28 protein-coding genes and 2 pseudogenes are annotated in these 26797 nt (G+C 40.3%); all 30 read right to left on the bottom strand.

What is annotated here, in order from left to right; all coding sequences use genetic code 11:
- Positions 1-33: 33 nt before the first annotated feature.
- The 30 genes and pseudogenes from HHK02_RS09890 to HHK02_RS09745 all read right to left on the bottom strand — a co-directional run bounded on the left by HHK02_RS09890 (position 34) and on the right by HHK02_RS09745 (position 26702).
- Positions 34-2901 (bottom strand): YhgE/Pip domain-containing protein, encoded by a 2868-nt coding sequence (locus tag HHK02_RS09890; protein ID WP_098046969.1) that lies wholly within the window; start codon positions 2899-2901, stop codon positions 34-36.
- On the bottom strand, positions 2902-3438 hold the full coding sequence (locus tag HHK02_RS09885; protein ID WP_003664827.1) for a TetR/AcrR family transcriptional regulator: 537 nt from the start codon (positions 3436-3438) through the stop codon (positions 2902-2904).
- The gene (locus tag HHK02_RS09880; RefSeq protein WP_003669028.1) at positions 3439-3690 is read right to left on the bottom strand and encodes a PspC domain-containing protein; all 252 of its coding nucleotides are present in this window, start codon (positions 3688-3690) and stop codon (positions 3439-3441) included.
- Between the two features lie 201 nt (positions 3691-3891).
- On the bottom strand, positions 3892-4731 hold the full coding sequence (locus HHK02_RS09875; protein WP_181462362.1) for a DUF6681 family protein: 840 nt from the start codon (positions 4729-4731) through the stop codon (positions 3892-3894).
- Complete coding sequence (locus HHK02_RS09870) at positions 4732-5208, bottom strand: hypothetical protein (RefSeq protein ID WP_085650489.1); 477 nt, start codon at positions 5206-5208, stop codon at positions 4732-4734.
- Complete coding sequence (locus HHK02_RS09865) at positions 5209-5646, bottom strand: Fur family transcriptional regulator (RefSeq protein ID WP_107690598.1); 438 nt, start codon at positions 5644-5646, stop codon at positions 5209-5211. It abuts the gene before it with no gap.
- Positions 5647-6219: a guanylate kinase gene (locus HHK02_RS09860; RefSeq protein WP_152743075.1), complete on the bottom strand. Its 573-nt coding sequence runs from the start codon at positions 6217-6219 to the stop codon at positions 5647-5649.
- A complete protein-coding gene (locus HHK02_RS09855) occupies positions 6220-6630 on the bottom strand; it encodes a bis(5'-nucleosyl)-tetraphosphatase (RefSeq protein WP_035160315.1) in 411 nt (136 codons plus the stop codon).
- A complete protein-coding gene (locus HHK02_RS09850; protein WP_085680415.1) occupies positions 6631-8022 on the bottom strand; it encodes an APC family permease in 1392 nt (463 codons plus the stop codon).
- Positions 8023-9327, bottom strand: coding sequence for an MFS transporter (locus HHK02_RS09845; protein WP_085680413.1), 1305 nt, complete (start codon positions 9325-9327; stop codon positions 8023-8025).
- Positions 9328-9702 (bottom strand): annotated as a pseudogene (locus HHK02_RS09840) (group II intron maturase-specific domain-containing protein); the annotation flags it as partial.
- Between the two features lie 88 nt (positions 9703-9790).
- Positions 9791-10171: pseudogene (locus tag HHK02_RS09835) on the bottom strand (group II intron maturase-specific domain-containing protein); the annotation flags it as partial.
- Positions 10172-10296: 125 nt separating this feature from the next.
- Entirely contained in the window at positions 10297-11454 is a 1158-nt protein-coding gene (locus HHK02_RS09830; protein ID WP_181462361.1) for a sensor histidine kinase, read from the bottom strand.
- Entirely contained in the window at positions 11455-12144 is a 690-nt protein-coding gene (gene croR / locus HHK02_RS09825; protein ID WP_003665397.1) for a response regulator transcription factor CroR, read from the bottom strand.
- The gene (guaB, locus tag HHK02_RS09820) at positions 12145-13287 is read right to left on the bottom strand and encodes an IMP dehydrogenase (protein ID WP_078009412.1); all 1143 of its coding nucleotides are present in this window, start codon (positions 13285-13287) and stop codon (positions 12145-12147) included. It lies immediately after the preceding gene.
- Entirely contained in the window at positions 13288-14226 is a 939-nt protein-coding gene (locus HHK02_RS09815) for a sugar-binding transcriptional regulator (protein ID WP_003670345.1), read from the bottom strand. It lies immediately after the preceding gene.
- A 185-nt stretch (positions 14227-14411) separates the two neighbouring features.
- A complete protein-coding gene (gene deoD, locus HHK02_RS09810; RefSeq protein ID WP_003665392.1) occupies positions 14412-15122 on the bottom strand; it encodes a purine-nucleoside phosphorylase in 711 nt (236 codons plus the stop codon).
- Positions 15123-16415, bottom strand: coding sequence for a pyrimidine-nucleoside phosphorylase (locus HHK02_RS09805; protein ID WP_152715117.1), 1293 nt, complete (start codon positions 16413-16415; stop codon positions 15123-15125).
- Entirely contained in the window at positions 16416-17609 is a 1194-nt protein-coding gene (locus HHK02_RS09800) for a phosphopentomutase (protein ID WP_003670340.1), read from the bottom strand.
- On the bottom strand, positions 17610-18284 hold the full coding sequence (gene deoC, locus HHK02_RS09795; protein ID WP_003665386.1) for a deoxyribose-phosphate aldolase: 675 nt from the start codon (positions 18282-18284) through the stop codon (positions 17610-17612). It lies immediately after the preceding gene.
- Positions 18285-19055, bottom strand: coding sequence for a DUF1129 domain-containing protein (locus tag HHK02_RS09790; RefSeq protein WP_003669675.1), 771 nt, complete (start codon positions 19053-19055; stop codon positions 18285-18287).
- Entirely contained in the window at positions 19056-20153 is a 1098-nt protein-coding gene (gene ychF / locus HHK02_RS09785; RefSeq protein WP_003670336.1) for a redox-regulated ATPase YchF, read from the bottom strand.
- Positions 20154-20351, bottom strand: a complete 198-nt coding sequence (locus tag HHK02_RS09780; RefSeq protein ID WP_003670334.1) for a DUF951 domain-containing protein — start codon at positions 20349-20351, stop codon at positions 20154-20156.
- A complete protein-coding gene (locus HHK02_RS09775; RefSeq protein WP_003670332.1) occupies positions 20352-21236 on the bottom strand; it encodes a ParB/RepB/Spo0J family partition protein in 885 nt (294 codons plus the stop codon).
- Entirely contained in the window at positions 21237-22007 is a 771-nt protein-coding gene (locus HHK02_RS09770; RefSeq protein WP_003669666.1) for a ParA family protein, read from the bottom strand. It abuts the gene before it with no gap.
- The gene (locus HHK02_RS09765) at positions 22008-22976 is read right to left on the bottom strand and encodes a nucleoid occlusion protein (RefSeq protein WP_003670330.1); all 969 of its coding nucleotides are present in this window, start codon (positions 22974-22976) and stop codon (positions 22008-22010) included.
- Entirely contained in the window at positions 22977-23702 is a 726-nt protein-coding gene (gene rsmG, locus HHK02_RS09760; protein ID WP_003670329.1) for a 16S rRNA (guanine(527)-N(7))-methyltransferase RsmG, read from the bottom strand.
- Positions 23703-24587, bottom strand: coding sequence for a 3-hydroxyacyl-CoA dehydrogenase (locus tag HHK02_RS09755; protein ID WP_003670327.1), 885 nt, complete (start codon positions 24585-24587; stop codon positions 23703-23705).
- Complete coding sequence (gene rihC, locus HHK02_RS09750; RefSeq protein WP_152715119.1) at positions 24588-25496, bottom strand: ribonucleoside hydrolase RihC; 909 nt, start codon at positions 25494-25496, stop codon at positions 24588-24590.
- The gene (locus HHK02_RS09745) at positions 25497-26702 is read right to left on the bottom strand and encodes a NupC/NupG family nucleoside CNT transporter (protein ID WP_003670324.1); all 1206 of its coding nucleotides are present in this window, start codon (positions 26700-26702) and stop codon (positions 25497-25499) included.
- Positions 26703-26797 lie beyond the last annotated feature (95 nt).

The raw sequence follows: 26797 nt of genomic DNA, 5'->3' as shown, positions 1-26797 counted from the left end.
ACGTTGGAGGCCTACTGTTGCTTGCGGGGGCTCTTATTGTTCACCGTTGTCTCCTTGGTTTGGGCGACGTTGTTGAAGGTGCATGCCGTCATAATCGCCTTCTGGTCCAAGTAGTTCTTGGTTATTATCCAATTCTGAGCGACCAGCATAGTGATGGTGTTGTAACCAAATCATGCCGACTAATAACAATGCATAGAAGACAATTGCGATTACGATCAGAACAGTGTTACAGAACATCGTGTAATGTGCTCCCAAACCACCAGAAATTGAATCACGGAGTCCTAAGATTGAGTAAGTCATCGGTAAGTACCAGTGAATTACATTATAGAACTTCATCGTAATTTCCATTGGGAAGGTACCACCAGATCCACCTAATTGGAGCATTAAGAGAACCATGGCGAAGAATCGACCGGGGTTATCAAAGAGCATTGAAAGGAACATAACAATTGCCATTGAAGCTAACCCAAAGCATATGGTTGTCGCAAAGAATGCAACTGGGTGAATAACTGTAAGTCCACAAGCCATCATAATTGCATCTTCCGCGATTGCCATTGCAGTTACTACCAGTGATCCAACTGTTACCTTACTTGCCCACCAAGCGATTGGAGCTTTACCAAATTCAGCAACCCGACGAATTGGGTAAACAAAGTTAAATACAAGTGCCCCAACATAGATTGCTAATGATAGAACGTATGGTGCTAAGGCGTGACCATAGTTTGGTACATAACTGTAATCCGTGTGCTTAAGAGCAGTTGGTTCTGCAAACATCTTGGCAGTCCGTGGTGAAGTCTTAATACCGTTGATTTGCTTTGCACCACCTGCAAGCGATGTAGCCAGTTGAGAAGCACCAGCATTCAACCGCGCAATTCCTGAAATAAGAGCAGGAGAATTATCTTGAAGTTGTTGAGTTCCGGCAGCTAATTGGTTTACACCAGCAATAAGAGCAGGAACTTGACCGTTTAGTTGACCAAGCGCACCAGCTAATTGAGCTGCACCAGAATTCAAGGCCCCGCTATTAGCGTTAAGCTGGGCAATTCCGTTACCCAATTGGCCAACTCCGGCTGTATATTGACCGATTCCGCTAGCCAATTGACCAGCTCCGGCTCCAGCTTGGGCGACCCCAGCTGTGTATTGACCGATTCCGCTAGCTAGTTGATTAGCACCGGCTCCAGCTTGAGCAACCCCAGCTGTATATTGACCAATTCCTGAATTAAGCGTACCAGCACCGGCAGCAGCACTATCAACACCATTAGTGTATTGGTTTACACCACTATTAAGCGTGCTTGCTCCAGAAGAAATCCGACTTGTTGCTTGTTTAAGTTGATCAACAGCTCCTGGCATTGCCGCTAGGGTACCTTTATAGCCATTTAAGGTTGCTAATAATGAGTTAGCTTGACGAATAGTCCCATCTGCATTATCTAACACAGCAGACATTTGTGAGAGCTGACCTAATTGTTGCTGCATACCACTCAAGCTTCCTTGAAGATTGTTTAATTGACCAAGAGTTCCACTTAATCCTTGAATAGCAGCAACGTTAGCACTAGCATTTTGTACAATTTGTTGAGCGGCCTTCTTAGATTGATCACTAGCTTTATCATCACTAAGAATTTGTTGTGCTAATCCAGCAATTTGACCATCGTTAGTTGCAATACCTTTAAGCTTGTCACCAGCACCGGCAGCACCAGATAATGCTCCCGAAGCTTGTTGAAGACTAGCAGCACTACTTTGAACACCAGCAAGAGCATTCTTGGCAGTTGCCAAACCGGTCTGGAGTTGACCTAGTCCTTGCTGAAGATTTTGTGCTTGATCCATGGCCCCCATAATCCCGTTAAAGTTAATGTTTCCTAATTGACTGTTAACGGTTGAATTCAACTGATTAGCACCGGATGCTAGTTGACCAGAACCGTTCCTTAAGTTCTCTGAATTACCACTTAACGTATTCAAACCACTGCTTAATTGGTTAGCACCGGAGCTCAATGTACCCGAGTTAGCCATTAAAGTATTTAACCCAGCATTCAACTGACTAGCACCAGAATTTAACGCACCAGAGTTAGCCATTAAAGTGCTTAAGCCACTGCTCAACTGGTTGGCACCGGAATTTAGTGCACCGGAATTAGCCATTAATTGACCAACACCATTGCCGAGGAGACTAACCCCACCAGTATATTGCATGATACCATTTGCTAAGGTTTGGCTCCCGGTAGCAAGTTGTTGAGCACCAGAAGCTAATGGTGCAACACTAACACGCAAGGTTTGAACCCCGTTATTTACTTGGGAAACTCCGGCAACATAACGATTTACACCATCACTTAAGGTCACCATTCCAGTACCAATTTGTTGGGCACCATCAGCGGCCTTGTTCATCCCCTTACCTACAACATGCAATTGCTTAAACATTACCGTTGCGTAAGCGTTAGTAACTTGGGCACGAATTTTTTCATTTAGCCGTGTCATCCCAGTTTGGACAATTACCTGTCCAATGTAGTTTAAAGAACCATTAGTTTGATAATTTAATTTCATCGTCTTGGGATGTTTTTGTAAAACAGTCGTTGCATTTTCAGAGAAATCCTTAGGAATCGTAACAACAGCATAGTACTTACGATGGCTCATACCATACTTTGCTTCTTTAGCGGATACGAATTCCCACTTTAATTGATGATTTTTCTTCAATTCATCAACGGTCTGTTTCCCGACATCCATTTTCCGGCCTTGGTACTCAACCGGAATGTCCTTATTTACCACCGCAACCGGTAAGTTTCGTGTACTTCCATACGGGTCCCATACTGATTTTAAGAAGAAAATACTATATAGGAAAGGTATGAAGCAAATAACCGTTACTGATAGAAGCAGTAAACGGTTATGAATAATATGACGAAATTCGCCTTTAATCATGCTCCACATTTAGTTTGTTAATGACTTGGTAGCTGCTCTCGCAAACTTAATAACGTCCTCAGTTGGTACATCATAATTATTGCCTTGCCACCAGTAAAAGGTCCCGATAATAGCGCCACTCAATACATAAGCAAGCATCTCGGGATTATCAGACTTTTGCAGCGCCGTTACAATTGGATCATTAGTCTCAAGATTGCGCCGCTCTAAAAGAACCTGACTTAAAATATTTAAAATTTCGGTATACAAAGAGCTCCGTGCACTATTAGGTGCTAAATGACGGATAACATCTTTATTTTTATCAATGTATGATAATAATTGCTTAATAATGTCATCTTCAGAATCCGTATTCTCCGTCAATTTATTAATTTGTGCATTTAACGTTTGCTCTAAGAGATCGTACTTATCACTAAAATAGCGATAAAAACTGCTCCGGTGCATCAATGCTTCTTTACAAATTTGATCAACCGTCAAACTTTCAAAAGAATTTTTCTCTAATAACGTTATCAATGCATTTTCAAAGTCACGAATAGTTCTCGTAACACGCATTTATTTTTCTCTGAATTCACCGTCGACGATATTGTCATCATTGTTTGTCTTATTGCCATTATATTCAGGCATTACGAGGGCAGCTAAGAGGTAGAAGACTCCTAGCGGGAAAAAGCCAGTAAAGACGAAAATGAGAATTCCGATTATCCGAACGAGGGTTTCGTCAAGACCAAAGTAGTCAGCGATACCCCCAAAGACACCAAGAAATACTTTATCTTTGGATTTAGTTAAATGTTTTTTAGTTTTTGCCATAAAAAGGGACTGTGATATAAGTTAAGTTACTTTCATAAAAAGCAAATACGCAGTACAACAATGGCCTCCAACGTCCGGCAAAAAAGCCGAACATTGGAGGCCTATTGTTGCTTGCGGGGGCTCCCAAAGGCTAGCTTCGCGTCGAAAAACGAAGTCACAAGTGACTTCTGTCTCGCTTCCTGAACTAATCTTAGGTTGTTTTTAAGCATTATTTCGTTGTTTATAAGCTACTTGAACTTGTAGTCCATAATCTTCTTCCGTTAAAATTGTTGAACCGCTTCGCCCAGCAATCTTATTCGGGCCCCCAGTAACAACTACTGTTGCAAGATACAATTGATACTTATCATGAGCAGTATGGACATCGGTTAGGCCGATTTTGGTAATATGACCAACTGGGCGCCGTTCCATTTGGTTCATCCCGATGTAGATTTCAAGACGGTGTTGCAACTCATCATGAACTAATTCAAAGTATGGCGGAACAGATTGTGAATTCAAAGCCGTAACTGGTTTTTCAGTTGCTTGATACTGTTCAACGATTTCTTTTTCACTTAGACCATCATAGCCGTTAATAAACACACCTTCCATTAATAGTTGGTCAACAACACGGTGTAAGTTATGTTGTTCATGTTCGTCAATTGCTACTGCTGCTGGGATCGTGTCGGCATTAGCAAACAAGCCATTTGACCGGTTTGCCAATTCTGCCGCTAGTCGTTGTTGTGCATCAAGAGGCGTCTTAGCTTTGCCGTCCTCAAATTTTTGACCAGTAATCTTTGCGACACGCGGTGAAATAAAATCAAATCGTGAAGTCTTTTCAAGAAAGTAAAAGACGAAATTAAGATAGATAAAATATGTTAATCCAATCACTGCTAAGCAATATAACAATGCCCGTAGCCAAACATGATTCATAAAGAGTCGGAACGTAACATAAACTAAATAAATATCGCCCAGAAAAGCAATAATGATATAAATACGACTCTTTAACTTTACGTCAAGGTTAAAGTAACTCAATGACGAGTTAATCATATCAAGAAAACTAAACATTTATTCAGTCGTAGTCGTTCCGGTAGTATTACCACCAGTCGTGTCTTGTGTCGTTGTATTATTGTTAGTTGTTGTACCAGTCGATTGTGAGGTACTGTTTCGATTAGCACTCGTACTTTCGTTTGTATTTGCTGATCGATTTGTCGATGCTTCTGTGCCAGTGTTTCCTGCTGACCGTGTAGGTTGATTAGTATCCCCAGTATCGTCCGTTGTATTGTTGCTATTACTTGTCCGGGTAGTTGATGAATTACTTGCACTCTCATCATTATCATCACGATCGCTTTGTGAATTCCGACTTGATTGATTGCTTTCCTCATCACCCGATTGCTGAAATTGGCGACTTGTTGATACTGATGTTACTTTTGCACCCTCAGAAGTATGCGTTGCTTTATTAACTACTACATTGGTGGCACCCAACGCAAGTACCAATGATACAAGTGCAAATGGGGTTACTAATGGCGGTATCTTTGCTCCCATTTATTGTAAAGATTTTTTCTGGCATTGGGCACATATCCCGTGCAATTCAAACCGATGCCCAGTGATTTTAACTCCTGGCAACTGCTTCTCAAAGAATTTCTTATCAATTGGTGGCATTTGAATTTCTTGAACTCGTCCGCAAATATCACAAATAAAGTGGTGGTGATGGGTAAAATCACACGAATATTTAACCTGCATCTGATCATGCTGTTGACGCAATTCGACAATGCCCAATTTCTCAAATTCTTTAAAATTTCGATAAATAGTATCGTGACTTAATCCAGGGAATTGTTCTCGAAGATATTGGTCAATTTCTACAATATTAAAGTAACGATCAGGATGTCGCGCAACTGATTCAATCATCATTTTACGTTGCTTAGTCCACCGCAAACGATGGTCTTTAATAATGGTCTGTGCTTGATCAATTAATTTCTCCAATTAGTTCTTTTTGGATAATATCTGCCTAACAATTATATCTATTTGTTGTTTGGTATTTTTCCACTGGTCATTAACTACGACATGCGCGATCCCTTTTAAAGCCGCTGGTAAAGCAAGATCACGGTGATACTCTTTGCTATGTAAACGAGAACGAATCGCACTCAATTTATCGCCCCGCAGTGTCATTCGCTTAGCTAAAGAAGCCATATGGGTAACGGTCAAGAAAATAATAACTGCTTGGGCACCAAGTTGGTGATGGTAAGTAATCGCACCAGCTGTGTCAAGAACAATCACATCATTTTCCCCTTGTTTCCATCCTTCTGCTAAGCCTTCTAATGAAGAACCATATTGAAACTGGTCATAAGTTACTTGCTCAAGTAAATGGAGTTTCTTCAGGGAAGATGGTGTTTCAAAATGATAGTCTACCCCATCTTGTTCTCCCGGACGTGGCAGCCGGGTCGTATGGGTAATTACCCGGTGCATATCATAATGATTTTGAAGATAGTTAGCGACAGTTGTTTTGCCGGACCCCGCTGCCCCTGTCACAATAAACACATACTTATTATTTTTCATTTATTTTAAATGATCGTTAACTTGATCTAACAGTTCTTTTAAATTCTCGTAGGTTAACCGTTCACGAGCATCTTGATAGTTGAACCATCCACAATTCTTAATCTCTTCTACTTGCAGGTGAATGTCTTCCTTATTATCTAATTCGGCAGTATAAAGGGTCATTTGTTTATGATTGCCATTTGGTAAGTCGTATTCGGTATACACCTTAAAGCTGGTATCAATCGATAATTCTAATTGCGTTTCTTCTTTTATTTCACGAATTGCTGTTTCTTTTAGTGATTCATTGCCTTCAACGTGACCTTTCGGGAATCCCCAGAAGTGTCCCTTATTTTGACTTTCTAAGAGTAAATACTCAATTCCATTTTCGCCTTGACGATATACAACTGCGCCACTAGTAACTTCAATTGCCATTTAATTCTTATCTGCTAACTTACTGTGCCAGTAGCCGTAAGTGAAGTAGATGATAATTCCGATTCCAAACCAAATTGCTGCTCCAATATATGTTTCTTTTTGCAACTGGGTCATCATGCCAAGGCAGGTGAGACCAGAAAGAATTGGAAGCACAGGGTAGAGGGGCACCTTAAAGCCTCCACGATTACCGATATCCTTTCGCTTACGAAGCGGAATAATCCCAAATGAAACGAGCATGAAAGCAAATAAAGTTCCGATGTTAACTAAACTTGTAAGTTGATCAAGAGAAACAAGTCCGCCCATGATAGCGATAATAATCGCCACGATCCATAATGCAACTTGTGGCGAGTGGCTCTTTTTATCAAGCTTTCCTAAGAATGAAGGAAGCAGACCGTCACGACCAATTGCATAGATCAAACGAGAACTAGAATAGATCATTGAAACCATCATTGTGAACATTCCGATCAAAGCCCCAATTGACAATAATTCTGCCAACCAGTCTTGATGAACCATCTGTAAGGCGAACGCCACTGGATTGGCAACGTCAAGTTTGGTGTACTTAACCATCCCAGTTAGGACTACGGCAACACCAGTATATAAGATTGTTGCAACAGCAAGTGTCCCAATAATTCCTAGAGGCATATTTCGTTTAGGATTCTTAACTTCGGCAGCCGAACTGGAAACACAGTCGAAACCAAGGTAAGCAAAGAAACCGATCGTTGCCCCGTGAATCACACCCTTCATGTGGTATGGAAGGAATGGATGGTAATTTTTGGGCTTGATGAAGAAGAAACCAACAATAATAAAGATCAAGATAATTGCAATCTTAAGGAAAACAGCAATGTTGTTGATACGCAGTGAAGATTGCATCCCCCGTGCAAGCATTACTGTAATCAAAAGAACAATTACAACCGCCACGATATTTATGTAGGTACCATGGGCTGGATCAAATGGACCCGATAGCGCTTTAGGGAGATGAATACCAAATCCTTCAAGCAATGTATTGAAGTAGGCTGCCCAACCTGTTGAAACAGAAGCAACAGCTAACATGTATTCAAGAACTAATGCCCATCCCAGCAACCAGCCAAGGAATTCACCAAACACTACATTTCCGTATGAGTAGGCACTCCCAGCAACCGGTAATGCAGAAGCAAACTCAGCATAACACATTGCAGCTAGCGCACAGACAATCGCTGAAAACAGAAATGACAATGACACTCCTGGTCCAGCTGAATTTGCGGCAATTGTTCCAGGAAGAATGAAAATCCCAGTACCAATAACAGTACCGATCCCAATTGCCATGAGATCACGAGCATTCATTGATTTAACGAAAAGCTTGTCTTCACCAAGATACCGATCGAGACTTTCTTTTCGCATAATGTTTAAGCTCATTTAAATATATTTTGGTGAAGTTTCAGGTGCCCATAAAAGACAGATAGTACCACCTATAAGTAAAACAAGAGTACAAACTAGCATTGCTAAAATGGGACCACCAAGATGAGTTAAGATTGGTAATAAGAATGTTCCACTAGCAGCCCCAAAACGACTGATAGTGATACAAGTACCAACTCCACTGGCTCGAACCTTAACATCAAATAGTTCTGTTGGATATGGATAATCAAGGACAAGTCCTGAAGATAAGACTATCGCAAAGATCGCAAAAACGCTAATTTGGAAGAAAGGTGAAAAGTTATTGCCAATTATTAATAAGATAAGGGCTGCTGCTGAAAGGAAAAATGTTCTTACCAAAAACATCCGCCTGCTAAGAATCTTGAAGATTAAACTACCGAAAATTACGCCGATAAGGACGCAACTATTATAGATAATCCCAGAGAGGTTGTTATTACCAAGATTCATACTTTTTAGGAGAATTGGTAAGAAGATACTGATACCGAAAAATGAAAATGCCTGACAAGCATAGAATAAGCCACCAACAATGGTTTTTCGGCGATAAGGGGGATTAAATAGGGTTTTAAGAGAGACATCTTTTGGCTTTTTACTACGAATTTGTTTTAATGATAATCCCCATTTTTTCCCGAGATGTTTTTGAATTAGTTTTTGAGCAGTTTTATTTTTCCCTTGACTTGCTAACCAGCTCGGAGATGCAGGAATTCGGAAGATTGACCGATAGATTGCAGCCATCAGTCCCGGAACGACACTTGATGCAAGGATAACTTGCCAATTATGAGCACCAAACCCTGTTACTAAAATTCCCGCGATGTATGAAGTAATAAAGCCAATTGTCCAATAAATGATTAGTTGGCTTTGTAGGCGTCCGCTTTCTTTTGCTGGTAACCATTCTACCAATAGAGCATTCCCAACAGTATAGTCAATGGCAATCATTAAACCAATTAAAATCCGTAAGATAAACAGGATAATAAGATTCATTGTTACTAATTGTAAAAGAGAAAATATAGAAAAAAGATACATATCGAGCATCAACATTCTTCGCCGGCCAAATTGGTCAGCGATTTTACCCATTAAAGCACTCCCAGCGAGTCCAATTAAACTCCCAGCACCAATTAGGCCAACCCAAAAGTCGGTAATATTGATATAATCGGTTGCTTGGGAAAGGGCAGTTCCACTAATTCCAAGAGCAAAACCACAAGCAATTTGTCCAAGAGCGAGGGCAAAATATATTCGAAAGTGAATTGATGATAAAGGTGCTTTTTTGTAATTCTTCTTTGTATATTCCATTTAATCACATTGAATTGACTGGAGCGTCTTGGACATATTCATAAGTCCGAGTTGTTCCAGTTTTCTATTAGTTAGAGAATAGCTCAAGGTCTTACTATGTGCAGTTCGCCAGTAGCCCTTGCGGGTACTAGCGAAGACATATGCATCATGCTGGGACAGCCCCAACTTCTGTAAGTTAGTTACCTTAGTTTTAAACTTTTTCCATTGCTTCCAAATATACTGCCTTATTCGGACCCTCAACCACTTGTCAAGGCGTTGAATAAAGTTAGTTAGTTTCCCAATTGAGTAGTACTGAAGCCACCCACGCATTTTTCGATGAATTTCTTCAAACATTCTTGTCAGAGATATTCCACGATTACGTTTAGTTAATAACTTTTAAATCGAGTAGGAGATAATTGATTAGTTCGATTATCGACCTCTCACACCACCGTACGTACGGTTCCGTATACAGCGGTTCGACAACTTAATCACATTGAATTGACTGGAGCGTCTTGGACATATTCATAAGTCCGAGTTGTTCCAGTTTTCTATTAGTTAGAGAATAGCTCAAGGTCTTACTATGTGCAGTTCGCCAGTAGCCCTTGCGGGTACTAGCGAAGACATATGCATCATGCTGGGACAGCCCCAACTTCTGTAAGTTAGTTACCTTAGTTTTAAACTTTTTCCATTGCTTCCAAATATACTGCCTTATTCGGACCCTCAACCACTTGTCAAGGCGTTGAATAAAGTTAGTTAGTTTCCCAATTGAGTAGTACTGAAGCCACCCACGCATTTTTCGATGAATTTCTTCAAACATTCTTGTCAGAGATATTCCACGATTACGTTTAGTTAATAACTTCAATGAATATGTCCAAGACGCTCCAGTCAATTCAATGTGATTAAGTTGTCGAACCGCCGTATACGGAACCGTACGTACGGTGGTGTGAGAGGTCGATAATTGAACTAATCAATTATCTCCTACTCGATTTTTTATCTCCTACTCGATTTTTGGTTGGTTTCTTTAACTTCTTGTTTTAAAGGTAATGTAACAATAAATGCTGTTTCGTCTTCATTTGAAGTAACCTTGACGCTCCCATGATGAAGATCAACAATGCTTTTGACAATCGCTAAACCTAATCCCGTTCCACCAGTAGCTCGTGAACGGGAAGCTTCTGCGCGGTAGAAACGCTCAAATAGGTGGTCAAGTGCTTTTTCAGGAATTGGTGTACCATCATTAGCAACTTTGACGACCACCATATCATTTTCTTGCCGGGCATTGATCCGAATGTAACTTGCACCATTGCCATATTTAAAGGCATTTGAAACTAAATTATTAAAAACTCGACCAAGCTTCTCCGGATCCGCCTCAATCATTAAAGGATTAGGAATAACTGAGGAAGTAATTTCGATTCCGCGGTGCTGGGCTTCTAATTCAAAACTTGCCGTTAACTGTTCAATTAACTGGTTAAGATCGATTTTCATAATATTTACTGGTGCCCCATGTTGCTGAACTTTTGTATATTCAAACAAATCATCCACCAAGGTCTTCATTTGCTTAGCTTTCTCATAAGCAGTATGGGTGTATTTTAGAATATCTTCCTCACTACGATACTGCTTATCTTCAATCAATCCCAAGTAGCCAATAATACTAGTCAATGGCGTCCGTAAATCATGGCTCACATTAGTAATCAGTTCATCTTTTGACTTTTCAATCTTCCGTTCATCATCCATTGAACGCACCGCACTATCAACTAATGCATTTACACTAGTAATAACATGCTGTTGATTCCCTTTTAGCCGAAACGGAATCCGATGATCCAAATGTCCCTGCGCAATATAGTGTAATTCCGCGATAATATGATCCATCTGATAAAGGTGGTATCGGCGACGCAATCGCCACCATACCACCCACACATCAATAATTACTAAAAAGGCAATTAAGATCCGCTGATAGCTCCATATTTGTGCTTGAAGAGGACCAATCTTCAATGATTGCTTAATCATAAAGATTCCATTGGTTACTCCCGGATTTGACTGAATGGCATCTTGAATAATTACGATAATCGCCATATTCAGCAATAACAATAAGATAACCGTTACTACCCCTTCTAAAATAAGCGAACTCTTTTCACGCCCCGTTAACTTCACTTAGTGGTCTTCCACCTTATAACCAACACCCCAAACAGTTTGAATAACCTTTTCACCGTTAGTTGCTTCTTCAATTTTATCCCGCAAATGACTCACGTGAACCATGACTGTTTTGGCTGATACGACACTTTCTTGTTGCCATACCCGCTCAAAAATGTCATCTGCTGAGAAAACACGATTAGGGTGACTGGCGAGTAAGTATAAGATACCAAATTCAAGGGCTGTTAATTGAATTACATCCCCTTTAATCGTCTTAACCTCGTGAGAATCTTTATTGATTAATAATGGGCCAACATTAAGAATATCTGGTTGATCATTTGTCACTTCTCCTTGGCTCCGACGAAGTAATGATTTAACTCGTGCCATTACTTCAAGCGGATTAAATGGCTTAGTAACATAATCGTCCGCACCAGTGATTAAACCTTGTATCTTATCCATATCTGCCGTCTTAGCTGAAAGCACTAAAATTGGAATATCAGAATCTTTCCGCACCCGCTTAATTACATCCATTCCATCGATTTCTGGCATCATTAAGTCAAGAATAATCAGACCGATATCAGGATTAGTATTTAGCTTTGTCAACGCTTCTTTTCCGTCGTAAGCAGAAATTGGCTCATATCCTTCATTTCGGATGTAAATTTCAAGTAATTGAACAATTTCTTTATCATCATCAACAACTAGAATTTTCATTTATTTATAGTTAGGTGCACTACGAGTAATTTGGACATCATGAGGATGTGACTCGATAAGTCCTGCATTAGTAATTTGGACAAATTGGGCTTTTTCGATCAATGTTGGAATATCACTAGCACCAACATAACCCATTCCTGAACGAAGGCCACCATCAATTTGGAAAACAATATCAGAAACATCGCCCTTGTATTCTACCCGAGCTTCAATACCTTCCGGAACAAGCTTATTAGCTTCATTTACCCCACCTTGGAAGTAACGGTCGGAGGAACCATGTGCTTGAGCCATTGCACCAACAGAACCCATTCCACGATAAGCCTTGTACTTCTTGCCATTGTCTTCAAAAACTTCGCCAGGTGCTTCCGTAGTACCAGAAAGCATACTACCAAGCATTACTGCATTACCACCAGCAGCAAGAGCTTTTACAACGTCACCAGAGTACTTAATACCTCCATCGGCAATAATTGGCTTGTTATATTCACGAGCAACACTAGCAGCGTCATAAATAGCAGTAATTTGCGGAACACCAACTCCAGCGACCACCCGAGTAGTACAAATTGAACCAGGACCGATACCAACTTTTACAACATCAACACCAGCATCAAACAAAGCGCGAGTAGCTTCACCAGTAGCAACATTACCGGCAATTAAAGTTGCGTCTGGGAAGTGTTCGCGAATTTCTGCGATCTTACGAAGAACACCTGCTGAATGTCCATGAGCTGTATCAATAACGATAGCATCTGCGCCCGCCTTCAAAAGGGCTTCAGCACGTTCAAAAGTATCACTAGTAACCCCAACTGCTGCAGCAACTAATAAACGATTATTATCATCAACTGCAGCCTTAGTTGCTCCTGCAGGTACGACTACGCTCTTTACATTAGCTACTTCTCCTGCTTGGGCTTGGATTGACATGTTTTTGTGAACAACCCCTAAGCCACCTTGTAAGGCCATTGCAATCGCCATTGGTCCTTCAGTAACAGTATCCATTCCGGCACTAATCAACGGAATATGAAGCTTCAAATTATCAGCTAACTGTGTACTCAAGTCAACTTCATTTGGTAATACATGACTTTCAGCTGGAATAAGTAATACATCATCGAAGGTTAAGCCCTTCTTGGCAAATTTCGTGTCCCAATTTGACATTTAATTTAAAAAATTAACTAGGCTATTCGCACTCTCCTGATCAATAACCAATGTATTTGCATAACCAGCAGTTAAAACACCATGCACTGCTGGTACCTTAGCAACATTTGCTGCTACTAAAATACTGTGTTTTTTCTTTCGCAACTCTGGGAGCGCAATCCCAATTGTTCGTTGATTAATATCTTCATTTACTATCTGGCCCTTGCTATCAATGAAACGAGAGAAAACATCCCCTACCGCCTCATGTTGCAACGTTAATTGCTCCTGCTTGGTGAAATAACCTAATTTAAATAACAATGCTGAGTCACGTACTGTCCCCACTGTGAAAACAGCGATATTAGACTGCTCCCCTAATTTCAAAATATGTTTGATGTGGGTATCATTAGCAACTAATTCACGTGTCTTTGCATGATCAAAGATAACTGGTAACGGCAAATACTGTGGAACGGTATTAAAAGCATTGGCAAAGATATTAACCGTTTCAAACGCATAATTTCGCGTATTAGTATTTGCCATACTGCCTTTCATTTGAACAACAGTAATACCAGTAACGTCTTTAGGTTTCAAATGCAATCCTACTTGATAGACGGTTTTTCCCCAGCCTAAGCCAATAATGTCTTTATCTTCTACGACTTGTTCGATATATTTAGCACCCGCTGCGCCAACTTCTTCAAGTGGATCATCCGTGCCTGGAACAATAATAATTTTATGCAATGATGGATATTTAGCGAGTAAGTCTACTTCCAACTGGTGAAGCGGAGCAACCGGATTATGAATTTTAATGGTTACTAATCCTCGATCCCGACCAAATTGTAATAATCGTGACACTGTTGCCCGGGAAATATTTAGTTCAGTTGCAATATCGCTTTGGTTCCATCCATCACGATAATATAAGGTTGCTACTTTTAGCGCTAATTCAATCTTATTTTTATCATTCATGAGGCTGAGAAAAAACTTTTGTTTTTTCAACAGCCTCGTTTTTTATACTAATATTGTTACGATATCGTGGAAATTAACCACAAGGCTCGAGGCTAAGTTCGAACGATAATCAACCCGTGCCGTGCTAATCACCGTTCTATCCTTAGCCCACCGCCTTGTCGAGAAGGTTAATTCCCACTCACTTTTTACTTTCCAGCAATTGCCGTTTCAAGCGAAATATTAATCATATCATTAAATGTTCGTTCACGTTCTTCAGCGGTTGCTTTTTCGTCACCAAAGATTAAGTCACTAACAGTCAAAACTGAAAGTGCCCGGAAATGAAGCTTAGCCGCTAACAAGTAAAGTCCGGCAGATTCCATTTCTGTTCCTAAAATTCCATAGTCACGAAGCTTTTCCATATCAAGCTCATCATTGTAGAAACGATCGGCAGCAAAGATATCCCCAACTTTTGTTTCAATACCTAATTTACCAGCTACATGATAGGCAGTATCTAACAACTTGAAATCAGCTAATGGTGCGTAATGGAATCCTGGTCCAAATGTATTTACCGTTACCGCTGAATCAGTTGAAGACCCTTGGGCAAGAAGAACATCGCGAACATGAACATCTGGAGCAATTCCGCCACAAGAACCAACCCGGATAATGGTTTTAACACCAAATTCGCGTACTAACTCATTAATATAAATTGACATCGAAGGAATTCCCATCCCAGATCCTTGTACTGAAATACGGTGACCCTTATATTCACCAGTATAACCAAAGGCATTCCGGACTGAATTTACTTGTTTAACATTTTCCAGGAAGTTTTCTGCAATATATTTTGCACGTAGCGGATCCCCTGGAAGTAATACAGTGTCTGCGTAATCACCCATTTTTGCATTAATATGTGTACTCATTTATTCAATAATTTCATGAATTAGCGTCGGTACTTTGCCATCATCGCTAATTTTAATACTTTCTTTTAATAACTGTTCTACGTCTGGAATTTCTTGGCGGTTACTATAGATAGTTAAAATTGGTTCGCCATCTTTAACATGGTCACCCAGTTTATGGTGCAATTCGATTCCTACACTATAGTCAAGGGTGTCATCTGCCTTTTGACGACCTCCACCTAATAACATGCTAGCAGTTCCAACTTCATCTGCTGAAAGTTTTGTCAATACGCCATCCCGATCAGCCTTGAAAGGAATCTTGTATTTAGCTTGCGGCATTAATTGGTAGTTATCAACAACAGCAGGATCTCCACCTTGTGCTTCTATCATTGCCGCAAACCTTTCCAGGGCTGATCCCTCCTGAATAGTTTGCTCTAACATCTTTCGTGCCTCAGTAGTATTTTGTACTTTTTCACCCATTACAACCATATAACTACCAAGCGCCAAGACTAATTCAGTAAGATCTTTTGGTCCCTTTCCTTTTAAGACATCAATTGATTCTTCAATTTCAAGGGCATTACCAATTTTATTCCCAAGCGGCTGATTCATATCTGAGATTACTGCCATACACTTTAATCCTGCTTGTTTACCAATCTCAACTAACGCTTTAGCTAGTAGTCTTGATTGATCAAGCGTCTTCATAAAGGCACCAGTACCAGTTTTAACATCAATTACAAGCGCATCTGTTCCAGAAGCAATCTTCTTACTCATAATTGAACTAGCAATTAAAGGAATCGAGTCAACAGTATCAGTAACGTCCCGCAATCCATAAATTTTCTTATCTGCTGGCGCAACCTCACCAGTCGCACCTACAATTGCTAATTTTTCTTTAGCAACTTGATTAATGAATTCATCTTCAGAAAGTTCTACTCGAAATCCCGGAATTGCTTCTAACTTGTCAAGCGTGCCTCCTGTATGACCAAGGCCACGACCTGAAATCATCGGAACCGGAATTCCTGTAGCGGCAACCATTGCTGCAAGTGGCAAACTCACTTTATCACCAACACCACCTGTTGAATGTTTATCAACCTTAATTCCAGGGATTCGGCTCAAGTCTAATCGTTCACCAGACTCCATCATCTTCATTGTTAGGCTCGTCTGTTCTTCTTTGGTCATATCCTGGAAATAGATTGCCATAAGGAGAGCACTGATTTGATAGTCAGGAATCGTTCCATTAACGACGCCATCAACAAAGAATTGTAATTGCTCATCGCTTAGGACTCCGCCATTTCTTTTGGTGTCAATGATATCAACCATTTAATCGTTACTAATTTCCTTGTAGAAGCTGGTACCTTTTACTGGTTCAACGTTAAAGTTCTCTAAGATAGTTGCACCAAGGTCTGAGAATGTCTTCCGCAACCCAAGGGATTGATTTGGCTTGTTCATTGAAGGAGAGTAAACCAGCAATGGAACATTTTCACGAGTATGATCAGTTCCCTTAAAGCCAGGGTCATTACCGTGATCAGCAGTTACCATTAAAAGATCATCTGGCTTCATTTCATCAAGAACTTTGCCTAGACGCTTATCAAAGTCCATTAATGCTTGACCAAAGCCCTTTGGATTACGACGGTGACCGTACATTGCATCAAAATCAACCAAGTTTGTAAAGCAGAAACCGGTAAAGTCTTGCTTCATTACTTCATCAACATGATCCATTCCGTCCATGTTACTTTCGTTATGGTATCCTTTATCGATCCCTTCACCAGAGAAGATATCATTAATCTTACCAACACCAATTACATCGTACCCTGCTGCACGAAGACGATCCATATCAGTCTCACCAATTGGCTTCAAACTAAAGTCATGTCGATTAGCAGTCCGGGTAAAGTGATCTTTATCGGGACCAACATATGGACGGGCAATAATCCGACCAACAGTATATTCTGGACCATTAACAAGTGTCCGGGCATATTCACAAATCTTGTAGAGTTCCTCAACAGGAATAACATCTTCATGAGCAGCAATCTGCATTACTGAATCACCAGACGTGTAGAGAATTAATTCTCCGGTCTCCATTTGACGTTCACCATAGTCATGAATTACTTCTGTCCCTGAGTATGGCTTGTTAACAATAACCTTTCGTCCTGAGAATTTTTCAAGCTTATCAACAATTTCTTGTGGAAAACCATTAGGGAACGTTGACAATGGCTTCATTACTGGTAAACCCATCATTTCCCAGTGACCATCCATACTATCTTTTCCGGCAGAAATTTCTTCCATCTTACCGTAATCACCAATAGCTGGATCAGCAACTAGAACACCTTCAATCGGAGTATCACGTAAATTACTAATCCCTAATTTACCAAGGTTTGGTAACTTCAAGGCACCTTTGTAATACTCACCAACGTGGCCAAGCGTATCTGATCCAACATCATCAAACTTTGCGGCGTCATGAGCGGCACCTGTACCAACTGAGTCCATTACAATAACAAAAACACGTTTATATGACATTTATTGTTTTGCGGCTTCTTCTAAGATTTGAACAGAAGCGGAAACACCTAAACGGTTAGCACCAGCTTCAATCATATCGTAAGCTTCTTGAAGGCTGTGAATTCCACCAGCTGCCTTAATCTTAAAGTCTGGTCCAACTGCTTCACGCATAATCTTAACGTCGTCTACCTTCGCTCCTGAAGTTGAAAAACCAGTTGAAGTCTTAACAAAGTCAGCATCACCTTTTACAGTAAGTTTACTTGCACGTGCTTTTTCTTCGTCAGTAAGAAGAGCATTCTCAATAATAACTTTAAGAAGTTTACCCTTTTCGTGAGTAGCATCAGCAACCGCTTTGATATCAGCAACAACCGCATCATCATTTCCTGCTTTTAATTCACCGATATTGATAACCATATCAATTTCATCGGCGCCATCTTCAATTGCCTGCTTAGTTTCAAAAACTTTGCTTTCTGTTGAAGTTGCACCGAGAGGGAAGCCGATAACTGTACAAGTGTTAATATCAGTACCTTCTAATCCTTCATGAACTCGCTTAACCCAGTAAGGATTGATACAAACTGAAGCTGTATTGTATTTACGAGCTTCTTCAACTGTCTTATCAATCATTTCGGGGGTAGCTTCTGGTTTAAGCATTGTGTGATCCATGTATTTTGCTAATTGCGCTTGCGTTAACTTCATTTAACGTCGTGGCGCACGATTACCGTAAAGGGAACCTGTAACATGAAATTTGGACCTGAAGTACATATCCCCAATGAACGTAATAACCCCAATGCCAATGTAGACCCATGGATTAAGCCGCGGGTTGATTACATTTGGCAACATACTTACAAGCATGTAAATAATCAACCAAGCTGCTAATCCAGCAACTATCAAAAGGATTCGTTGCCATAATGGCTTCTTACTTACCCGCTTACCGTTCTTATCAATTTGCGGTTGAACTTGGGTAGCCACATAACCAAAAATCAATCCTCCAGTGATCGCCACGATTAAGATTGCAGTAATACCACTGCTTCCAGCATTCTTTGTTTGCATTGCAGCTGGTGATAACCAGAACATTAAGCCAAACATAAAAGTAAAGATACTCAAGAAAATCAGCATATTATCAATTGCTAACAACTTAATTGATTGCTTACTTGCTTCAGCAGGAGTTGGCTTTGGGTTCTTCAATTCTTTAGCATATTCAGTTGGCGTACCAAATAATGCCCGCGCAGTTTGCCCCTTCTTTTGTCCTGCTAGCAATTTATCAATGGTTTCCTTTAGCATCGAGTCTTTCTTATCTGAAGGAACACCGAGACGATCCAACTGTTTATTTAATTGATACATAAAATCTTCATTTTTTCGTGTTAGATCATAGTTGCTAAAGGCATTCCCATTCGCTTGCCGCCGTTCTTTTTCTAATTGTTTTTGACGTTGACCAGCTTGTGCATTCCGTGGTTGTTCTTCACTCACTTAAACGTTGAACCGGAATTCAACAATATCACCATCTTGCATTACATAATCTTTTCCTTCAAGACGGAGCTTCCCCGCTTCCTTTACTGCTGATTCAGAACCTAATTCATCAAGATCTTCAAAGCTCATTACTTCTGCTCGAATAAATCCTCGTTCGAAATCAGAGTGAATAATTCCTGCTGCTTGTGGAGCCTTTGTGCCCTTCTTATAAGTCCAGGCCCGCGTTTCAGGACCACCAGCAGTAAAGAATGTTTCAAGACCCAAGAGCTTGTAGGCTGCCCGAATCAACCGGTTCAACCCTGGTTCAGTAACGCCTTCCATTTCAAGGAAATCCGCTTTATCTGCTTCATCCATTTCGGCAATTTGTTCTTCAGCAGCTGCTGCAACGCCAATAACTTCTCCGTCATCTTTTACGTGTTCTTTAATTGCATCCATGTATTTGTTGCTATCTGGATCTGCCATATCTTCTTCAGCAATGTTAGCAACGTATAAGACTGGCTTACTTGTTAACAAGAAAAGCCCTTTGACAATCTTTTGTTCATCATCGCTAAAGTCAATTGAGCGAACACCCTTGCCATCTTCAAGAACTGGCTTAATCTTATTGAGTACTTCTAATTCCGCTAAAGCATCCTTATCACGACCCTTAGCAGCCCGCTGTACTTTTGCCAAGCGCTTATTAACAGCATCTAAGTCAGCCATTACTAATTCCAAGTTGATAGTATCGATATCTTCAATTGGATCCACTTTACCAGAAACACTAGTAATATCATTATCATCAAATGCCCGCACAACATGAACAATTGCATCAGTTTGCCGAATATTTTCCAAGAACTTGTTTCCTAGTCCTTCACCTTTACTAGCACCCTTAACAATTCCGGCAATATCGGTAAATTCAAAGGTAGTTGGGACGATCTTCTTCGCTGGAATTAATTCCTGGATCCGGTCAAGGCGACTATCTGGAACTTCAACCATCCCCACATTGGGATCGATTGTTGCGAATGGGTAGTTAGCCATTTCGGCACCAGCTTTAGTAATTGCGTTAAAAAGTGTTGACTTACCAACGTTTGGCAAGCCAACGATTCCTGCAGTTAATGACATTTAATCATCTTGATCCGCTTTTTCGATAACCTTTTTTAATCCCTTATCAAATTTTTGACGGGTCATCATGACAATATGACCACATCCTTGGCATTCAATTTTAATATCTGCACCCACTCGTGTAATCTTCCAGCGGTTAGTTCCACACGGGTGAGCCTTTTTCATCATTACAATGTCACCTTTATCATATGCTGTCATTTAATCTAAGGTTATATTTAATAATTCAAGAATTCGAGTAAAGTCTTCATTTGACGTATAAGGTATTTCGATCTTTCCTGCGCCTTTTTTCCGACTTTGCGCGACAGCAACTTTTGTACCAAATTTACTCTGCAACTGTGATTCAGCTTCTCGAATATAGATTGGTTTTCGTTGTGTCCGCCGTTCTTCTTTCTTTTTGGCCGTTCCATTAGTCTGCGTTACAATCTCTTCCAATTGTCGCACTGTAAGATTTTGTTCGACAGCTCGTTGGGCAAGCGGAACAAGTTTTGTCTTATCTTTTAAACCGAGAATTGTCCGTGCTTGACCCATCGATAGTTTGCCAGTATTAAGAAACTCTTTGATCATTTTTGGTAACCCTAGTAATCGCAAGTAATTGGCAATATAAGGCCGACTCTTTCCTAATCTGCTTGCCACCTGTGCCTGCGTTAATGATAATTTATCCATTAACATCTGATAGGCTTGCGCTTCTTCAAGTGGTGTAAGGTCTTCACGTTGAAGATTTTCGAGAACCGCGATTTCCATCATCTGGTCATCGCTCATCTTACGCACAATTGCTGGGATAGTTTTCTGTTTGGCGATCTTAGAAGCTCTAAACCGTCGCTCCCCAGCGATTAGCTCATAACGGTTAATTTTTGGATCCGTTTGCCGCAGAATAATTGGTTGAAACACCCCTGATTTTTCAATCGATGAAGCTAACTCTGCCAACGCCTCTTTATCAAACGTTCGCCGTGGTTGATAGGGATTAGGATGAATTAACGATAACTTGATATCTTGAACCGTTTCATCCGTAAGCTCAGTTACTTCATTTTCCGCAAAGAGGGCCTCAATACCTCGACCAAGCCCACCTTTTTTATTCTTTGCCATTTATTCTTTGCCATGGTTAGCCAACACTTCCTTTGCTAATTGTTGGTAGACGTGTGCCCCCGTTGAATTTTTATCATAATCAATAATTGCTAAGCCGTGACTTGGTGCCTCTGATAAACGGACATTACGAGGGATAATCGTATCATAAACCTGGTCACCAAAAAACTTTTTGACCTCAGAATTTACCTGTTGTCCAAGATTTGTGCGCCGGTCAAACATTGTCAAAAGAACCCCTTCAATCTTAAGTTGCGGATTGAAGTGTTTACGAACAAGCTTGATGGTATTTAAAAGCTGACTTAAACCTTCCAATGCATAGTATTCACTTTGGACAGGAATCAGAATTGAGTCACAAGCAGTAAATGCATTAATCGTCAGGAGCCCCAGGGATGGTGGACAATCGATTAAAATAAAATCATATTTTTGACGAATTTCCCCAAAAGAATCCTTAAGCCGTGTTTCTCGGGCCATTAAATTAGTTAATTCTACTTCAGCTCCAGATAAGGCAATCGTCGTTGGAGCAATGTCAACTCCCTCGTGACTTGTCTTTTGAATAACATCCTCTAATGGCACTTCATTAATTAAAACATCATAAATACTTTGCTTAATATTCTGTTTTTCAACGCCCAAACCACTCGTTGCATTTCCTTGAGGATCAAGATCAATTAATAAGACGCGCTGGCCAGTCTCAGCTAAGCATGCACCCAAATTAACACTCGTTGTTGTTTTACCAACACCGCCTTTTTGATTTGCAAGGGCAATTACAGAACCCATCTACTGTTTCTTCGGAATCTCAATTGTTAATTGATAAGTATCGCCGTTTTCCTTCTCATGCATTTTAATTTCAAAGCCTTCATTTGTCGCCAGCTTAATTGACTTTTTAATCGTATTTAAAGCTAAACGCGCATCATTAGCCTGCTGAGTTTTTTTGCTTCGGGCCTTCTTAGCTGTCTTTCGTTTAGGAGAGCGCCTCTTTTCTGCAGGCTTTTCTACTGGTACCTCTTCAACGTCTGCTGTTTCTTCAGCATGATCCTCAATAGAAGCTAATTCTTTGCGCTTAGCGGCTGCTTTTAATTCTGCAATTTCTGAAGGTAACGGACGCCCTAATAAGCGAGCAACTTCATCTTCTGTCTGCCGAACTGTTAACCGTTCATTAACAATCCGCATTAACATATCACGTTGTTGTTTTTCATCTAAATCTAATAATGCTCGACCATGACGTTCCGTAATCCGGTGATCTAAAATAGCTGTTTGGACTGGGGTGATCAGACGCAGCAACCGTAATTTGTTAGCAACAAAGGACTGACTCTTCCCCATTCCCTTTGCTAATTGCGATTGGGTAAGATGGTTCAGATCCATTAATTGTCGGTAGGCCTGCGCTTCTTCGACTGGACTCAATTGCGACCGTTGCAGATTTTCAATGAGGGCAAGTGAAGCCGTCTCTTGATCACTCATCTTTTCAATTATTGCTGGCGCTTTTTCCCACTTCAAGAGCTTCATCGCCCGGTATCGACGTTCCCCAGCAATAATCTCATATTTTGCTGGTTCGTATTCACGTAAAACAATTGGTTGTAACAACCCATGTTCGTCAATTGTTTGTGCTAATTCACGGATACCGTCTTGATCAAATACTTTCCGTGGCTGGTAACGATTAGGAATAATTTGATCAATTTTTACTTCTACGACCTTATTTTTTGTATTATCGGAATTATTTTTTCCAATGCCAAATAATGAAAAAGCCATTTATTGAATTGGTTTTTTGCTTGGTAATCCTGGACGACGTGGGTATTTATTAGGGGTCGCCTTTATCTTATCAATCACAATAATATTACGTTCTTCATCAGTTTCCAGTAAAGTCAATGTCACCGTTTTTTGAACTTTTCCACCAAGCTGTTTAATTGCTGCCCCACCTTGTTGAAGTTCTTCCGGAGCTGCACTTGCCTTATAAGCAATGAATTCCCCGCTAATTTTAGCGGCAGGCAAGCATAATTCGCTTAAAACTGATAGGCGGGCAACTGCACGGGCAGTAACAATATCGAATTTCTCCCGATATGGACTGTTCTTGGCACTAAAAGTCTCTGCTCGATCATGAATCAAAGTAACATCGGTTAAACCGAGTTTGGCAACTAAGGCTTCAAGAAAAGCAATCCGCTTATTTAACGAATCAACAATTGTTACCTTTAATTGCGGAAAAGCGATCTTCAACGGTAAGGAAGGAAAGCCGGCACCAGCACCGATATCACATAATGTCAGTTCTTCACTCTCTAAGCGTGGTTCAGCAAACGCTCCTGTAATTGAGTCATAAAAATGCTTTAAATACACTTCATCCTTTTCAGTAATTCGTGTCAAATTTACATGTTCATTAGTTTCAACTAATAATTGATAATAGTCAGCAAATTGTTGCATTTGTTCTGCTGATAAGGTGATACCATGATCAGCTAATGCTTGTTGAAATTGTTCAGGATTCATTTAATGCTTCAGAAAATCTGGATCCATGAAAGCTGGATTGGGATAATTGTAAAATCCTTGTCCCGATTCTTTTCCTTCGTGCCCTTCTTGAATCATCTGTTCCATCTTATCGGCAATTTCCTTATGACTTTCATCCTTAGTCTGGGCATAGGCATTCCGTTCAATTTGCGCTGCCGTCCGTAAACCAACCATATCTAAAATGCCAAATGGTCCCATTGGTGCACCTGTCGAAATCATCCAATCCTTATCAATCATCGCTGGATCAGCAACTCCTTTAGCCCATAAGCTAAGACCAGATGCAAGTAACGGAATCAAAAGGGAATTCAGAATATACCCGTGTTGTTCTTTATTAAGAATAACAGGAACCATCTTTATTTCCCGGGCAAACTTTGTAGCTTCTTCAATCACCTCTGGACTTGTTTGGGAGGTGCCCATAATTTCGACCACATTAAATTTCCAAATTTGGTTAGCAAAGTGCATATTAAGAAATTTTTCTGGCCGATCAGTATAAGGAGCTAGTTGGCTAGGGATAAATGTAGAGGAGTTGCTAGCAAAGATTGTTTTTTCAGGGGCTAATCCTGAAACCTCTTCGTAAAACTGTTCCTTTAACTCTAACGATTCTGGTAAAGCTTCAATCATTAAATCAGCATCTTTAACTGCAGTCGCAATATCATCGGTAATAACTTTAATATTATCAAGGCCCTGTTGAAATTCCTTATCAGTCAAATGCAAGTCACGTTCATAATCACTTTTCAACGCCTTAATCCGTCGTTCAGCGGTATCAATATGGTGGTTATATACACTAACATTAAAGCCAGATAAAGCCGTTTGATATGCAATCTGACTACCTAATACACCAGCGCCAGCAATCATAATATTCTTCATTTATTTCATTTTGCTTACTTCTTCTAAGAACCACTTATTGAAGTATTCAGCATCAATGTCTAAGCAAACTTTTGCGTTGGTCTTACCATCATGATAAGCAGCACGAATGTCACCAACAGTAGCACCGATGGCCGGACCATCCGTTTGAATATCAACCCACATATCCTTTGTAGTAAATGCTTCTGGATGAAGAAGGTAGAAGATAGTATTAACATCGTGCATTGGACGACCTTGATCATTACCATCATTATAGTGCGTAATTAATCCATGCAACATTTCACCAGTCTTATTAAGGCTACCGAGTTTTTCAATTGTATCAGCAGTCAAGAGCGCCTTTAAGGTAACATCCAATCCAACAGTTACAATTGGAACACCTGCATTGTACATAATTTTAGCAGCGTCTGGGTCGGTGAAGACGTTAAATTCGGCAGCACTGGTCATGTTACCACCGGAGAACGAACCACCCATCGTAACGATTTGCTTAATATGACTCTTTACTTCTGGGTATTCGCTAAAGAGTAATGCAATGTTAGTGTATGAACCAGTTGGCACCAGAATGACTTCATCTTCAGCCATGATTGCGTCATGAAGCGCTTCAACAGCAGTCTTATCAAGTGGCTTACCATAGTCGTCACCGAAATCATAACCAGGCATTCCCGATTCACCATGAATTCGAGCAGCATCTTCAAAAGGCTTAATCAATGGTTGCTTGGCACCCGCGGCAACTGGAATATCCTTACCAAAGAAGTGAATAATCTTCAAGGCGTTAGCAGTCGTCTTATCAGCAGTAACGTTACCGGCAACTGTAGTAACTAATTTCAAGTCTAATGATGGGTCATTAATAGCCATTGTTAAAGCAGCTGCGTCATCAATACCTGGATCAGTATCCATAATAATCTTTGTAGTCATCTACCAAACAAAGAGACCAACAAATGCAGCTGATAATAATGAAACCAAAATACCAGAAAGCATTAAGTAACCAATGTTTGAAGCGATGTAATCGTTGTTTTCTTTGTCAACTAATCCCTTGAAGGCACCAATAATCATACCTAAAGTACCGAAGTTGGCAAATGAAGTTACGAAGACAGTCAAGACAGCCCGCAAGTGAGGTGCGTAACTGTTGATTTCACCAGTAACTTTACCCATAACAACGAATTCGTTAGTAATCAATTTCATACCCATATCTTGGGAAAGCATCCATGCTTGGTGAACAGGTAAACCAAGTAACCATGAGAATGGGAACATGATAACACCTAAGATACTTTCAAGTGAAAGGTCCTTCCAGAATAATGCTAAGATAGCATCGATCAAGGCTGCCAAAGCAACAAAGGCAACAACGTTAGCAATGATGATAAGGATTAACTTACCAGCACCTAAAATTGAGTCTCCCAAGAAACTGAAGAATGGTTCACGCTTATCAGAGTCAACTTCAGCACCAACCTTTTCGATGGTGTCATCTTCAGCTGGAACCTTAACAGGGTTTAACATACTTACAGCAATCAATGAGTTAATAATGTTAATTGGAACAGCAGTCAGAATATATTGTCCTGGCATCATTTCAATATATGCACCAAGAATTGAAGCAGTAACACAAGACATTGACATCATGGCAATCGTCAAATTACGTTCCTTGTTCATGGCACGTAATTGCATACCAGAAATAGCCAAAACTTCGGTGTTACCTAAGAACATCATTTCTACGGCAAAGAATGATTCAAACTTAGGTTCACCAGTAATGAATGAAAGTCCACGTCCGATCCACTTAATAATCCATGGTAATACACCAATATAGTTTAAGATATCGAACAATGGAACAATCATAAGGATTGGCATCAATGCAGAACAAATGAAGTTAAGGTTCTTTGGTGTATACCAATCACCTAATGCAAACACAGTTCCTTTTGCAGAGACGTTAACAATCCAAGCAAAACCATCAGCGGCCGCTTTAACCCCAGCACGACCAGCTGCTGAACTTACTAGGAACCATGCTAAAAGTAAGTTCAATACTACCATGATTCCTACAGTCTTCCAGTTGATTTCCTTTCGATTCTTGGAGAAAAGCCATCCAATTCCAAGAAAGACAATCAACCCAATAATGTTGATAATAAGATACATAGACATTAACTGAAACTTGAAAGCACCTTAAAGAACCAGAGCCCACGCCAGCTCTGGTTTTGTTGGCCTTAAATTAGTTTTAGACAGCCACTCTA

Origin of the sequence: Limosilactobacillus reuteri (assembly GCF_013694365.1) — a bacterium.
GTDB lineage: Bacteria > Bacillota > Bacilli > Lactobacillales > Lactobacillaceae > Limosilactobacillus > Limosilactobacillus reuteri_E.
The sequence above is the reverse complement of the archived record's forward strand: the minus strand, read 5'-3'. Positions and strand labels throughout refer to the sequence as shown.

Bases quoted from the DNA above. Each gene is read 5' to 3' on its own strand.
- HHK02_RS09875 (WP_181462362.1), bottom strand. From the start codon at position 4,731: ATGTTTAGTTTTCTTGATATGATTAACTCGTCATTGAGTTACTTTAAC.
- HHK02_RS09880 (WP_003669028.1), bottom strand. From the start codon at position 3,690: ATGGCAAAAACTAAAAAACATTTAACTAAATCCAAAGATAAAGTATTT.
- rsmG (WP_003670329.1), bottom strand. From the start codon at position 23,702: ATGAATCCTGAACAATTTCAACAAGCATTAGCTGATCATGGTATCACC.
- HHK02_RS09775 (WP_003670332.1), bottom strand. From the start codon at position 21,236: ATGGCAAAGAATAAAAAAGGTGGGCTTGGTCGAGGTATTGAGGCCCTC.
- HHK02_RS09845 (WP_085680413.1), bottom strand. From the start codon at position 9,327: ATGGAATATACAAAGAAGAATTACAAAAAAGCACCTTTATCATCAATT.
- HHK02_RS09765 (WP_003670330.1), bottom strand. From the start codon at position 22,976: ATGGCTTTTTCATTATTTGGCATTGGAAAAAATAATTCCGATAATACA.
- HHK02_RS09885 (WP_003664827.1), bottom strand. From the start codon at position 3,438: ATGCGTGTTACGAGAACTATTCGTGACTTTGAAAATGCATTGATAACG.
- HHK02_RS09850 (WP_085680415.1), bottom strand. From the start codon at position 8,022: ATGAGCTTAAACATTATGCGAAAAGAAAGTCTCGATCGGTATCTTGGT.
- HHK02_RS09805 (WP_152715117.1), bottom strand. From the start codon at position 16,415: ATGGTTGATATCATTGACACCAAAAGAAATGGCGGAGTCCTAAGCGAT.
- HHK02_RS09770 (WP_003669666.1), bottom strand. From the start codon at position 22,007: ATGGGTTCTGTAATTGCCCTTGCAAATCAAAAAGGCGGTGTTGGTAAA.
- HHK02_RS09780 (WP_003670334.1), bottom strand. From the start codon at position 20,351: ATGACAGCATATGATAAAGGTGACATTGTAATGATGAAAAAGGCTCAC.
- HHK02_RS09755 (WP_003670327.1), bottom strand. From the start codon at position 24,587: ATGAAGAATATTATGATTGCTGGCGCTGGTGTATTAGGTAGTCAGATT.
- HHK02_RS09815 (WP_003670345.1), bottom strand. From the start codon at position 14,226: ATGAATGATAAAAATAAGATTGAATTAGCGCTAAAAGTAGCAACCTTA.
- HHK02_RS09890 (WP_098046969.1), bottom strand. From the start codon at position 2,901: ATGTGGAGCATGATTAAAGGCGAATTTCGTCATATTATTCATAACCGT.
- rihC (WP_152715119.1), bottom strand. From the start codon at position 25,496: ATGACTACAAAGATTATTATGGATACTGATCCAGGTATTGATGACGCA.
- deoD (WP_003665392.1), bottom strand. From the start codon at position 15,122: ATGAGTACACATATTAATGCAAAAATGGGTGATTACGCAGACACTGTA.
- HHK02_RS09870 (WP_085650489.1), bottom strand. From the start codon at position 5,208: ATGGGAGCAAAGATACCGCCATTAGTAACCCCATTTGCACTTGTATCA.
- ychF (WP_003670336.1), bottom strand. From the start codon at position 20,153: ATGTCATTAACTGCAGGAATCGTTGGCTTGCCAAACGTTGGTAAGTCA.
- HHK02_RS09855 (WP_035160315.1), bottom strand. From the start codon at position 6,630: ATGGCAATTGAAGTTACTAGTGGCGCAGTTGTATATCGTCAAGGCGAA.
- HHK02_RS09745 (WP_003670324.1), bottom strand. From the start codon at position 26,702: ATGTATCTTATTATCAACATTATTGGGTTGATTGTCTTTCTTGGAATT.
- deoC (WP_003665386.1), bottom strand. From the start codon at position 18,284: ATGAAGTTAACGCAAGCGCAATTAGCAAAATACATGGATCACACAATG.
- guaB (WP_078009412.1), bottom strand. From the start codon at position 13,287: ATGTCAAATTGGGACACGAAATTTGCCAAGAAGGGCTTAACCTTCGAT.
- HHK02_RS09800 (WP_003670340.1), bottom strand. From the start codon at position 17,609: ATGTCATATAAACGTGTTTTTGTTATTGTAATGGACTCAGTTGGTACA.
- HHK02_RS09860 (WP_152743075.1), bottom strand. From the start codon at position 6,219: ATGAAAAATAATAAGTATGTGTTTATTGTGACAGGGGCAGCGGGGTCC.
- croR (WP_003665397.1), bottom strand. From the start codon at position 12,144: ATGAAAATTCTAGTTGTTGATGATGATAAAGAAATTGTTCAATTACTT.